The sequence below is a fragment of the Streptomyces sp. NPDC012466 genome, from assembly GCF_042955215.1.
Classification (GTDB): Bacteria; Actinomycetota; Actinomycetes; order Streptomycetales; family Streptomycetaceae; genus Streptomyces.
The window spans coordinates 204525-217062 of sequence record NZ_JBIBEQ010000002.1; the positions used below are offsets into that span (position 1 = coordinate 204525).

General features: G+C 71.4%; 10 protein-coding genes. 6 read left to right on the top strand and 4 right to left on the bottom strand.

The window, feature by feature from the left end:
* Positions 1-2: 2 nt before the first annotated feature.
* Positions 3-833 carry a hypothetical protein gene (locus ACFY9E_RS08465; protein ID WP_390980690.1) on the top strand — a complete coding sequence of 277 codons (831 nt, stop codon included), beginning with the start codon at positions 3-5 and terminating at the stop codon, positions 831-833.
* Positions 830-5032, top strand: coding sequence for a caspase family protein (locus ACFY9E_RS08470; RefSeq protein ID WP_390980692.1), 4203 nt, complete (start codon positions 830-832; stop codon positions 5030-5032). Before ACFY9E_RS08465 ends, ACFY9E_RS08470 begins: the two co-directional genes overlap by 4 nt.
* Positions 5033-5076: 44 nt before the next feature.
* Here ACFY9E_RS08470 and ACFY9E_RS08475 read toward each other — a convergent pair whose 3' ends face one another.
* Positions 5077-7128 (bottom strand): phosphatase PAP2 family protein, encoded by a 2052-nt coding sequence (locus ACFY9E_RS08475; RefSeq protein ID WP_390980693.1) that lies wholly within the window; start codon positions 7126-7128, stop codon positions 5077-5079.
* Positions 7129-7581: 453 nt separating this feature from the next.
* On the opposite strand from ACFY9E_RS08475, the gene ACFY9E_RS08480 reads away from it, so the two are divergent.
* Positions 7582-8865 (top strand): MFS transporter, encoded by a 1284-nt coding sequence (locus tag ACFY9E_RS08480; protein ID WP_390982009.1) that lies wholly within the window; start codon positions 7582-7584, stop codon positions 8863-8865.
* Positions 8866-8955: 90 nt separating this feature from the next.
* A complete protein-coding gene (locus tag ACFY9E_RS08485; RefSeq protein WP_390980695.1) occupies positions 8956-9627 on the top strand; it encodes a class I SAM-dependent methyltransferase in 672 nt (223 codons plus the stop codon).
* Positions 9628-9637: 10 nt separating this feature from the next.
* On the opposite strand, the gene ACFY9E_RS08490 is transcribed toward ACFY9E_RS08485, so the two are convergent.
* Positions 9638-10030 carry a hypothetical protein gene (locus ACFY9E_RS08490; RefSeq protein ID WP_390980697.1) on the bottom strand — a complete coding sequence of 131 codons (393 nt, stop codon included), beginning with the start codon at positions 10028-10030 and terminating at the stop codon, positions 9638-9640.
* Positions 10031-10128: 98 nt separating this feature from the next.
* Here ACFY9E_RS08490 and ACFY9E_RS08495 point away from each other — a divergent pair, with 98 nt between their 5' ends.
* Positions 10129-10536, top strand: a complete 408-nt coding sequence (locus ACFY9E_RS08495) for a DnaJ family domain-containing protein (RefSeq protein ID WP_390980698.1) — start codon at positions 10129-10131, stop codon at positions 10534-10536.
* Between the two features lie 19 nt (positions 10537-10555).
* Here ACFY9E_RS08495 and ACFY9E_RS08500 read toward each other — a convergent pair whose 3' ends face one another.
* Positions 10556-11164, bottom strand: a complete 609-nt coding sequence (locus ACFY9E_RS08500) for a hypothetical protein (protein ID WP_390980700.1) — start codon at positions 11162-11164, stop codon at positions 10556-10558.
* Positions 11165-11168: 4 nt separating this feature from the next.
* Positions 11169-11876: a hypothetical protein gene (locus ACFY9E_RS08505; protein ID WP_390980702.1), complete on the bottom strand. Its 708-nt coding sequence runs from the start codon at positions 11874-11876 to the stop codon at positions 11169-11171.
* Positions 11877-12046: 170 nt separating this feature from the next.
* Here ACFY9E_RS08505 and ACFY9E_RS08510 point away from each other — a divergent pair, with 170 nt between their 5' ends.
* Positions 12047-12538 carry a GNAT family N-acetyltransferase gene (locus ACFY9E_RS08510; RefSeq protein WP_390980704.1) on the top strand — a complete coding sequence of 164 codons (492 nt, stop codon included), beginning with the start codon at positions 12047-12049 and terminating at the stop codon, positions 12536-12538.

The following is a 12538-nucleotide window of genomic DNA, read 5'->3' on the forward strand; positions in this document are numbered from 1 at the left end:
CGATGGCGCGTATTGTCGGTGTGCACGGAGTGGGCAAGCAGCGGCTGGGAAGCAACACGCTGCTGAAGGACTGGGAGCCGGCACTCGCCGACGGGCTCGACCGGGCGGGGGGCCCGGAACTGACCGCTGGTGACTTGCACATGGCGTTCTACGGCGACCTGTTCCGGCCCGCCGGGCACACCCTGTCCGTTGGCGATCCAATGCTCACGGCGGGCGACGTGGACGATCTGGAAGCCGGGTTGCTGATGGAGTGGTGGGCGGCGTGCGCACGGGTCGATCCCGCCGTGCCGCCGCCCGCCGGGGACACACTGGCCCGCTCCCCGCGCGCGGCGCAGACGGCCCTCAGGATCCTCCAGCACTCGCGGTTCTTCGGGGGCCTTTCCCTTCGGGCCCTCGTCTTCGACCTGAAGCAGGTCCGCCGCTATCTCACAAACGAGGATCTGCGGGTGACGGCCAGGAGAAGGGTCGAGGAGGCGATCGGACCCGACACACGGGTCGTGGTCGCGCACTCACTGGGCTCGGTCGTCGCGTTCGAGGCTCTGTGCGCACGGCCAGGGCACGGCGTGCGGGCGCTGGTGACGCTGGGATCGCCGCTGGGCATGCGGATGGTGGTCGACCGTCTCCGGCCGGGGCCGGATACGTGGCCGGGGACGTCGTCGTGGACGAACGTCGTCGACGAGGGTGATGTCGTCGCCGCCGTGCAGGACCTGTCGTTGTTCTTCGGTCCGGGCGTCACCGGCAAGGTCGTCCACAACGGCTCGCACGCGCACGACGCGGCCCTCTACCTCACGGCGAAGGAGACGGGCGAGGCGGTGGCGGGGGGTTTGGCATGAGCGGAGCCGAGCCGCGGCGCTACCTCATCGCCATCGCGATCAGCCACTACCCCAACGCTCCCGCCGAGCTTGAGTGGGATCGACCGGGCCTGGCCGATGCCCGGCGCGGGATCGTAGAGCTGTTCACGGGTGAGCTGGGCTACACACATGTCTCCGACCTCGGTCTGAACCCGACGAAGAATCAGCTGACGCGCGAGTTGCGCGAGTTCTGCCGGTCGCCGGAGCGCCGTCCGGACGATGTCATCGCCGTGTACCTCGCGGGGCACGGGGAGGTCCTCGACAACGGCGACTACGTACTGCTGACCGCGGACACCGAGCCGGACGACTTGTATGACGCGCTGTTGCCAAGCACGCTGGCGCGCAAGATCCTCGCCGGGACGAAGGTGCGCCGGCTGCTGCTGATGCTGGACACCTGCTTCTCAGGCCAAGGCGGCAACGAACTGCTGTCCACGATGGCCAGGCTGAAGAACGACTGGCGTGAGGACGAGGCCGGTCTGGCGGTGATCACCTCGGCGCAACCGCGGGAACTCGCGCAGACGGGGGCGTTCCCAGAACTGCTGACGGAGGCTGTGACCAGCCTCGCCACGGCCGGTTACACACCGCCCCTGCTGGCCTTGGACGCGGTCGTCAACGCCACCCGCACCAACCCCAAGCGCCCCGACTTCCAGCACATAGGGTTGGAGATCATCGGTCTGACCGGCGAGATCCCACCGTTCCTGCCGAACGCCAAGCACGACAACCGGCTCTCCCACACGGACATGGCCCTGCAACAGGCGGCCGAGTGGGACGAGCAGGACAAACGCCGGGACGTGGAGTTCCGGACGCGGCTGCTGCGCCGGGCGATGGGCCACAGCGACCCAAGCCGGGTCGGCTGGTGGTTCTCGGGCCGCCACCGGGCCCTCCACGACATCACCGAGTGGCTCGCGGCCCCCGCCGCCGAGGCGTGCCCGGCCCTGGTGGTCACCGGCGCGCCGGGCTCCGGCAAGACCGCCGTGCTCGGATTGCTCGCTGCGGTGAGCGATCCCGAGTACCGGCGTACGGTGCCGCTGGCGTCGATCGGGCTGCGGGAGAACCAGCTTCCGCGCCCTCACGCGATCGGCACGACGGTGTACGCACAGAGCCTCACCGACCAGCAGATCGTCCGGGCGATGGCGGCTGCACTGCGGCTGCCTCCGGCGGAGGCGGTGGCGGACCTCCTCAACCACCTCGGTGCCCGCCCGGTCCCCGACCGCCCGCACGTCATCCTCGTCGACGGTCTGGACGAGGCGGCGACACCGACGACCCTGTGCAGCCAGGTACTCCGCCCCCTGAGGGAACTGGCGGCCCCGCACCTGCGCCTGCTCCTAGGCACCAGACCGCACCTCTTCGGTCCGCTCGGCCTGCACGCGGACGAGCACATCAACCTCGACTCGCCCCGGTACGCCGACCCGGAGGCCGTGCTCGTCTACACGGTCCGCAACCTGCTGGACGCCCACCCGGACTCGCCCTACCTCGACTGTCCCATGGACCTCCGTATGGGGGTGGCCCAAGCGGTCGCCACCGCCGCCGCCAACTGCTTCCTGGTCGCCCGCATCACTGCGGGCACCCTCGCCGCGACCCCGGACCTCCCCGACCCCTTCGACCCGGCTTGGCGCCGTACCCTCCCGAGCGCGGCGGCCGACGCCATGCACCGCGACCTCCACCAGCGTTTCGGCGACGACGCCGCCCGGATCCTCGCGCTCCTCCGCCCTCTGGCCTATGCCGAGGGCCAGGGCCTGCCCTGGGAGGACATCTGGGCCCCCCTCGCCTCGGAACTCGCCGGCCACCCGTACACGAACGATGACATCCACCAACTGCGGCGCGACGCCGGGGCGTACGTCGTGGAGGCGATGGAGGACGGGCGGTCGGTGTACCGGCTGTACCACGAGTCGATGGCGGAGTATCTGCGGCAGGGGCAGGACGCGGGGCGGGTGCAGCGGGGGTTCACAACGGTGTTGCGGCGGTCCGTGCCGTACGCCGTCGACGGCTCGCCCGACTGGGCCCGAGCCCACCCGTACGCCCTTCGACACCTGGCGACCCACGCCGCCGCCGGTCAGCTGGACGCCCTGCTGTCCGACATCGAGTACCTGGTTCACGCGGACTACGAGACGCTCATGCCCCGTCTCCTGGAGGCCGAGAGCGACGAGGCTCAGCTGAACACGGCGGTGTTCCGCTCCTGCCTGCACGTGCTTCGGCATCTGGATACGTCGGCGCGACGCCAGGTGCTTGCGGTGGAGGCGGCGCGGTTCAACGTGCCGCACCTTGTCGAGACGCTCAACGCGAAGGCGGGCAAGCGGGCGTGGAGACCGCTGGCGGCGTCCGGTGGGCAGGTGTCGAGCAATCTGCGGAATGCGCTGACCGGCCATACGGGGCTGGTGGAGGGACTGGCCTGCACGGAAGTGAACGGCCGACTGGTCGCGGTCACCGGCTCAAAGGACCTGACGGTGCGGATGTGGGACCTGGCCACCGGTGAGCAGGTCGGCGTACCCATGACCGGACATACGGGGGAGATCAAAGGGGTGGCGTGCGCCGAGGTGGCCGGCCGTCCGGTCGCCGTCACCGTCTCTCACGACATGACGGTACGACTCTGGGACCTCGGCACCGGTCGGGCGATCGGCCAGCCGATGGCCGGCCACTCCGACGCGGTCTACGCGGTGGCGTGCACCGAACTGGACGGCCGCCCCGTCGCTGTCACCGGCGGCTCCGACCACACAGTGCGAGTGTGGGATTTGACCACCCGCCAGGCCCTGGGCCGGCCGGTGGTGGGTGCCGGGTCGGTGAAGGCGCTGGCCTGCGCCGTACTGAGCGACGGTCCGGCCGTCGTCACCGGCTCGACGGACTCGTTGTGCCTCTGGGACCTGACGACCCGTCGACGTGTGGGGCGGCTTGGTGGCAGGACGGGCAACACCTGGTACCACGATGTGACGTTCACGGAACTCGAGGGCCGCCCCGTCGTCGTGAGCGCCGACGACCGTGGCCGGGTGAGGGTCTGGGATCCCGGGGAGCGCAAGATCGTGTGCGAGTTCGGGGGGCACGAGGGCTGGGCCTCGTCGGTGGTGTGCGCCGTGCTGAACGGCCGGACTGTCGCAGTCGTCGGCTATCAGGACGGGACGGCGCAGATCTGGGACCTGGAGGCCCGGCAGCCCGTGGGACCGCCCATCGGCGGTCATGCCTTCCCCCTGCTGTCCGTGGCGTACGCGGAGCTTGCCGGCCGGCCGGTCGTCATCACGAGCGCCTACGACACCCTCCGGATCTGGGACCTCTCCCGCCGCTCCTTCGGCAGCCCGGTCGTCGGGCACACCCAGCGCGTTCTCGCTCTCGATCACGCGAGGGTGGACGGCCTGCCGGTCCTGGTCACCGGCTCCCAGGACACCACTATGCGTGTGTGGCACCTGTCGCCGGAGTTCCGCAGCTCCGAGCCGTTGACCCACCACGCGGAGGAGGTGGGGTCGATCACGTGCAAAGTACTGGACGGCCGTCCGATCGCTGTCTCCGGTACCAGCAGGGGTGGTGTGCTGGTCTGGGACCTCGCCACGAGGCGTGCGGTGCACCGGCCCTTCGTGGCCGAGGACCACTACCAGTCGTGCACGGCGTGTGTGGGGCTGAACGATCGCGAGGTCGTGGTGACGGGCGCAATGGACGGTTCGGTCCGGGTCTGGGATCTGGCGACGGGCAAGTTGACGGAGCGCTTTGTCGTGGACGACATCGGCATGTGGGCCGACTGCTGCGTCGTCGACGGGCACCTTGTTCTCGCGTCCAGCAGCCTGGGTCAGCAGCTGCGGTCCCACGACCCCATCACCGGTCACACCCTCGCGAGGACACCGGACAGCCACTCCTTCAGAACCCTGGCCGTGGGACAGCTGAACGACCGTCCGATCGCCGTGACCGGCTCCGAGGACTGGACCGTGCAAATCTGGGAGCTGCCCACCTGCCACCCCCTGGGTCGCCCGCTCACCGGCCACACCAGATCCGTCTGGACGGTGTCTCTCACCGAACTCGACGGCCGCCCCGTCGCCCTCACCGGCTCCGCCGACAACACCGTCCGGATCTGGGACCTGGAACACCGCACGACCCTCGACGTCATCCACCTGCCCGGCCCGTGCAGTGCCGTCTCGCTCAGTGAAGACGGCCTGCTGGCCTGCGCCTTCGGGAACGACATAGCGGTCTTCACCCGCCGATGAACCCCGCCCACGGCGACCAGACCACTCGGCCCACCTGGGCCGGATCAGCTCCGAGTACGGTCCTTCCGCTGATCCGCAGTCTCGCTGCTGAACTCGGCGGCCGCCGTCCCCGTGCGCGCCCGCGGGCCCTGGAGGAGGTACGTGAGGCCGAAGCCCGCCGCCACCACCACCGCTCCCCCGGCCGCGTCGAGCACCCAGTGGTTGGCCGTCGCGACGATCGAGGAGGCCGTGCACAGCGGATGCAGCAGGCCGAGCGCCTTCATCCACCACCGCGGCGCCAGGACGGCGATCACGAGTCCGCACCACAGCGCCCAGCCGAAGTGCAGGGACGGCATGGCCGCGTACTGGTTGGTCAGGTGCGTGAGCGTGCCGTAGTCGGGCCGGGAGAAGTCCTGGACGCCGTGCACGGTGTCGATGAAGCCGAGCGACGGCATCAGACGGGGCGGTGCCAGCGGGTAGAGCCAGAAGCCGGCCAGGGCGAGCAGGGTGGCGAAGCCGAGGGCGGAGCGGGCCCAGCGGTAGTCGCCGGGGCGGCGCAGGTAGAGGACCGCGAGGACGGTGAGCGGCACGATGAAGTGGAACGACGTGTAGTAGTGGTCGAGAAAGTCCCGCAGCCAGTCGATCCTGACGACGGTGTGGTTGACCCAGTGCTCGATGTCGAGGCGCAGGGCGCGCTCCAGGCCGAGGATCTGCGTGCCGTGTTCCTCGGCCTCGGCGCGTCCGGCCGAGTTGCTGCCGCCGGTGGCGGCGAGCCGGACCTCGGAGTAGGCGGCGTAGGTGACGCGCAGGAGAAGCAGTTCGAGGAGCGGGTTGGGCCGGGTGAGGACCCGGCGCAGGAACGGCATCAGCGGCACGCGCCGGAAGCGGGCCGGGACGGCGGGCGCGTACGCGACCGGAAGCGGCGAGCGGTAGTACGGCGAGGCGCGGGACAGGAACGGCACGGCCGTGGCCGCGGCGAGTGCGGCCAGCAGGACGGCGTTGTCGCGCAGCGGGTGGAGGGCGTCCAGGTCCGGCAGCAGCATCGTGGCCGGCAGAGTCATGACCAGGACGACGCCGACCGGCCACACGTACCGGTCGGAGGCACGGCTGCCGGCCCGGCCGGCGACCGCGAGCAGCACCCACAGCAGCTGGTGCCGCCAGGCCGTGGGCGAGACGGCGATCGCGGCGCAGCCGGTGATCGCGACGGCGAGCAGCAACTGGCCGTCGCGGAAGCAGCGCACGGCCCGGCGCAGGGCCAGGACGGCGACGGCCGCGCCGAGGGCCAGGAAGAGGGCGATCTCCAGGGGGCCGGTGAGGCCGAGCCGGAGCAGGGCTCCGTGCAGGGACTGGTTGGCGAGGTCGTCGGCCGGGCCGCCGAGGCCGACGCCCGCCATGTGGTGCACCCAGTAGCGGTGGGAGTCGTGCGGCATCGCCGCCCAGGCGAGGCCGGTGCAGGCCGCGAAGGTGGCGCCGGTGGCGAGCGCGGCGCGGCTGCGGCCGGTGAACCACAGCAGGGGCGCGAACAGCAGCAGGGTGGGCTGGAGCGCCGCCGCCAGGCCGATGAGCAGACCGCTGGTCCGCTGGCCGTGCGCGGTGAAGCAGCCGAGCAGCACGAGCAGGACGGGGATGATGCTGGTCTGGCCGAGCCACAGGGTGTTGCGGACGGGCAGGGACAGCATGAGCAGGCTGACCGCGACGGGGGCGGCCAGCAGGGCGGTGCGGCGGCTGACCGGCTGGGGCAGTGCGCGGGCGGCGATCAGACCGAGGGTGACGACGAGCAGCAGCGTGCCGAAGGTCCAGCCCCAGCCGAGGGCCTGTTCGGCCGAACGGGTGAGGGGCTTGAGGGCGAGGCCGCCGAAGGGGGTGCCCGTGAAGCGCGTCGAGTCGTACAGCGAGCCGTTCACGTGCAGGACGCCGTTCGGCCCGACCCAGGTCTCCAGGTCCGTCAGCCGCTCTCCGCGCGGGGTGGCGAGGACGACGGCGACCTGCCGGGCGGCGAGGAGGGCGGCGATCAGCCACAGCCCGAGGCGGGCGGCGCGCAGGCGGGTGCGGGCCTCACCGGAGGCCGTCGCTCGGGAGCCTTTCGCCGGTCGTCCGCCGTGATCTGCATCCGCCACGCCTGGTCGGCCTTTCCCGCCACTTAACCCCACATGTCCGGAATGCGGAGATTCCTCCCGTGAACCCTATGGGGATCGCGCGCCTCCGGGGAAGAAGACGCGGGCAACGACGACCGTGCGCAGAAGATGTGATCACTTCTCGCGGACGCGATAAGGGTCACATGAAGATCGGTTGTGACCGCTTTCCGTCGGGCAGAAGCACCAGCACAGCCACGATTTACGTGCCGTGTGCAACGAAATGCGTACCGCCCGTAAGCGGATCAAATCCGCCTATCGTCGCTTTTTCGGCCCGTACGACAGCGCCGCCGCGCGGGACCGCGTCCCTGTCCCCGTCGAAAGGTAGGCGAGCGAGTCTTGTCGACTGCCTCAGTCGTCGCCCCCGCCCTCGGAAAGAGCCGCGCCGCGAAGACCCCCGACCCCACCGTCACCGACCCCGCGCTCGTCAAGCGCGCCGTGAAGGCGGCGGCGCTCGGCAACGCCATGGAATGGTTCGACTTCGGCGTCTACAGCTACATCGCGGTCACGCTCGGCAAGGTCTTCTTCCCCTCCGGCAACCCCACCGCGCAGCTGCTGTCCACCTTCGGCGCCTTCGCCGCGGCCTTCCTGGTCCGCCCCCTCGGCGGCATGGTCTTCGGCCCGCTCGGCGACCGCGTGGGCCGCCAGAAGGTCCTCGCCCTCACCATGATCATGATGGCCGCGGGCACCTTCGCGATCGGTCTGATCCCGTCGTACGCGACGATCGGTGTCGGCGCGCCGATCCTGCTCCTGGTGGCCCGCCTCGTGCAGGGCTTCTCCACCGGCGGCGAGTACGCCGGTGCCTCGACCTTCATCGCCGAGTACGCCCCCGACAAGCGGCGCGGTTTCCTCGGCAGCTGGCTGGAGTTCGGCACACTCGCCGGCTACATCGGCGGTGCGGGCCTGGTCACGATCATGACCGCCCTGCTCTCCGCCGACGACCTGACCTCCTGGGGATGGCGCGTCCCGTTCCTGATCGCGGGCCCGATGGGCATCATCGGCCTCTACCTGCGGCTGCGTCTGGAGGAGACCCCGGCGTTCGCGGCCGAGGCGGAGAAGGCCGAGAACAACCGCCCGAAGACGCCGCTGCGCGAGATGGTCACCGGTCAGTGGCGCGCGCTGCTGCTCTGCGTCGGCCTGGTGCTGGTCTTCAACGTCACCGACTACATGCTGCTGTCGTACATGCCGAGCTACCTGACCGGCCAGCTCCACTACGACGAGACGCACGGCCTGCTGGTCGTCCTCGGCGTGATGGCCGTGATGATGGTCGTCCAGCCGTTCGCCGGTGCGCTGACCGACCGCGTCGGCCGCCGCCCGGTGATCGCCACCGGCTGCGCGGGCTTCCTGCTGCTGTCCGTCCCGGCCCTGCTGCTGATCCGCCAGGGCAGCCTGATCGCGGTCGCGCTCGGCATGGGCGCCCTCGGCCTGCTGCTGGTCTGCTTCACCGCGGCGATGCCCTCCGCGCTGCCGGCACTGTTCCCGACGAAGGTCCGCTACGGCTCGCTGTCGATCGGCTTCAACGTCTCGGTGTCCCTGTTCGGCGGCACCACGCCGCTGGTGGTCACGGCCCTGATCGGCGCCACCGGGAACATGATGATGCCCGCCTACTACATGATGGCCGCGGCCGTGATCGGCGGTTTCGCGGTGTGGCGCATGGCGGAGTCGGCGGGTCGTCCGCTGCCCGGCTCGGCCCCCTCGGTGGCGGGCCGACACGCCGGGTGAAATCCCGCTGACAGCGACCCGCGCGACCAACTATCTTCGTCAGCGCCAGTAGTTAGGGATGCTAACTATGCTGACGAAAGGTAGAGGTGCATGAGCGAGTCGCACGTCTGGGACGAGGTCGACGCCTACTTCACCGCCCACCTCGCCCCGGACGACGAAGCCCTGGCGGCCGCCCTGCGGGACAGCGACGCCGCCGGGCTTCCGCACATCAACGTCGCCGGGAACCAGGGCAAGCTCCTCCAGCTCCTCGCCCAGATCCAGGGCGCACGCCACATCCTGGAGATCGGCACCCTCGGCGGCTACAGCACCATCTGGCTGGGCCGCGCCCTGCCCGCCCACGGGCGGCTGGTCTCCCTGGAGTACGACCCCCTGCACGCCGAGGTCGCCGTCCGCAACATCGCCCGCGCCGGCCTGGACAAGCTGGTCGAGGTGCGGGTGGGCCCGGCCCTGGAGTCGCTGCCCAAGCTGGCGGACGAGAACCCGCCCCCGTTCGACCTGGTCTTCATCGACGCCGACAAGGTCAACAACCCGCACTACGTGGAGTGGGCGATCAAGCTCGCCCGCACCGGCAGCCTGATCGTCCTCGACAACGTCGTGCGCGGCGGCCGGGTCGTCGACGCGGACAGCACCGCCCCGGACGTGACGGGCACCCGCGCCGCCATCGAGCTGATCGCCGGCCATCCGCGGCTGAGCGGCACGGCGATCCAGACGGTGGGCATGAAGGGCTACGACGGGTTCGCGCTGGCGCGCGTGCTGGCGTGAGCCCGCGCCGTCACGCCTCGTGGTAGAAGCCCACGTTGACGCTGCGCGGGGCGGTGCGGTCCTGGACGATGATCTCGCCGCTGCCGCCCCTGGGCAGCGGGACGGTGCCGCCGTAGGCGAGGGGCTGGACGTACTCCCCCATGATCAGCCGCACCTCGGAGGACGGGTCGGGCTGGGAGCCACGCAGCCAGGTGACCTGCCAGGTCCCCTCCGGACCGCACAGGAACTCAAGGTGGACGCGGGAGACGAACAGCCAGTCGTCCGGCGTGCTCAGCCGGCACACGGACTTGTCGCGGCCCACCCGCAGCACCGCGCCCGGCTCGCTGGGCGCTTCGGCCATGAGCATGCCGGCCGTGGCACCCGCCTCCGCCTCCGCGACGGTGGCCATGGTGAGTTCGAGCACGTGCGCTCCTCCTGAGAACGTCCTGGGTGGGCCTGCCGGGCCCTTCGCCCGCCGCATGATAGAACGCCAGGCCGCGCGGTGTCCGGCACAATGGCCTCATGACCGAGCGAAAGCCACCCGGCGTCGACTTCGAGTCCTGGGTCGACAAGCAGATCCGTGACGCGGAGGCGCGCGGGGAGTTCGACCGGCTGCCCGGAGCGGGCGAACCGCTCCCGCGTGACGTCGAGAGTGCCTACGACGAACTGTGGTGGGTCAAGCGGAAGATGGCCCGCGAGGGCTTCTCCGTGCTCCCGCCGACGCTGGCGCTGCGCAAGGAGGCGGAGGACGCGCTGGAGGCCGCGCTCGCGGCCCCCTCGGAGCGGATCGTGCGGAAGATCATCGGCGAGATCAACGACAAGGTCCGCGCCATGATGTTCAAGCCGCCGCCCGGCCCCCCGCTGGGAAAGAAGCCGTACGACGTCGAGGACGTCGTACGGCAGTGGCGGGAGCGCCGGGCGGACCGGTGACGGGGGGATCGACCCCGTCTCACACGTGCAGCAGCCGTTCGGCCAGCTCGCGGTAGTCCTTCAGGGCCAGCCGGAGCTGCTCGGTGTCGGCGGACGACACGGACCTGCTCTCGCCGCCCTCGACGGACTGCCAGGAGTGGCGCAGGGTGCGCCGGCGCTGCGTGACGGCCTCGGTGAACCGGGCCGCTATCTCCTCCAGTACGTGGTCGGCCTCCTCGACGGCGGCCCGGGGCCCGTCGACGAATCCGGCGACGGCGTGCTGCAACTGCGAGCCGAGCTTGTCGGACTCCTCGTGGGCGAGGAGGCGGGACCGGTTCTTCACGGCGCCGGCCTTGTCCGTGCCGGTGCCGGTGCCGTGGTCGCCGCGGCGGACTTCGGTGCCGCCGGGCCGGTCGGCGCCCGGCACATCCGTACCGTGCGCCGCGGCGCGGTCGGCGTCGGTGCCGTGGGTTACGCCACGGTCCGCGCCCAGGTCACGGCCGGTGCCACGGTCCGCCTCCAGGTCCCGGGCCGTGTCGTGGCCCGTGCCCGGTGCGGTCGGGTGGCGGCCGGTGCCCAGAGCGCTCTCGCCGCGGGCGTCCGGGGCGGCCGGCGTATGGTCGCCGGGCGGGCGGGTCATGTCGGTCATTGCCTCAACTCTCCTTCGCCTGACGTCGGTTCATCGCCCACGGCAGATGGCCGCCGCGGGCCGGAGCCTTGCGGCCGCCGTTCAGTCCGGCACGGTGGTGCCCGTCGTGCCGTCCCTCCTCGTGGCGTCCGCCGGGGTGGCCGCCGTCGTGGCGGGCCGGCTTCACCAGCTCCTCGAACAGGGCGCGGGCCGCCACCATGGCCTCACGCATGTCTTCCGTACCCTGGCCGCCGTCGCGGGCGTCCTCCGCGCGCAGATGCGCCGCGCGGTGCACGCGCCGGTAGCCGTCCACGTGGTGGGCGTGGTGCACCGACAGCGCGGCCAGCTGTTCCTCGTACTGCCCGCCGTCCGGGAAGCCCCGGGCACCGGCGACCTCGGCGAGCAGCCGGTCCGCCTCGGCGACGGCCTCGCGCGGCGAGTCGACGAACCGCTCCTGGGCGGCCGTCCAGCGCGCCTCGTACTGCTCGCGCTGTGCCGGTTCCAGCGACCGCTCGCGCAGGTCGCCGTGGCGCTGCACGCGCTCGGTCAGCTCGCGCTCGGCCGCTTTGGCGTCACCGTCGTGCCGGGCCACGGCCCGGTCGTACTCGGGTCCGAAGCGCCGCTTCAGGCTCGGGCCACGCCGAGGCCCGCGGGCGCGCAGGGTCATGACGGCCGCGATGATGACGACGACCGCCGCGATCACGATCAGAGCAATGATCAGGCCAGTGGACATGAATGCCTTCCGGGTTCTCGGCCCAACCGGCTCTCCTCGCGAGCCGGTTCGCCCGTCGGGTAGCCCCAAAGCCCGTATCCAAACGGCGCCCGGGCGCAACCGGGGCGCGAACACACGGCCGGAACTATTCGATTGCGTGTCCGGTGGGGCGCCTGTGAAGAATGCGGTTCATGACCTGGACCGTGACGCCGGAACCGTACGACTCCCCCGTCGCCGCCGCCCTCTGGCGGGCCTACTACACCGAGGTCAGCGACCGCTGGTACCTGCTGCACGAGGGACGCCGCACCGACCCGGCCGAGCTGGAGCGGGAGATCGCCGCCCGGCCGGGTGCCGATCTCGCGCCGCCGCGGGGACGGTTGCTGATCGCCCGGTACGGCGGTGAGCCGGCCGGCAGCGCGGGCGTACGGCTCCTGGACGGCACGACCGCCGAGCTCACCCGGGTGTTCCTGCACGCGTCGATGCGCGGCAGGGGCGGCGCCCCGCTCCTGGTCGGGGCCGCCGAGGACGCCGCACGCGCACTCGGCGCCACCCGGATGATCCTCGACACCCGCGGCGATCTCGTCGAGGCCCGCGGCCTGTACGCCCGCCTCGGCTACCGGGAGACGGCGCCGCACAACGACGACCCGTACGCGGAACACTGGTTCAGCAAGGACCTGGCCTGA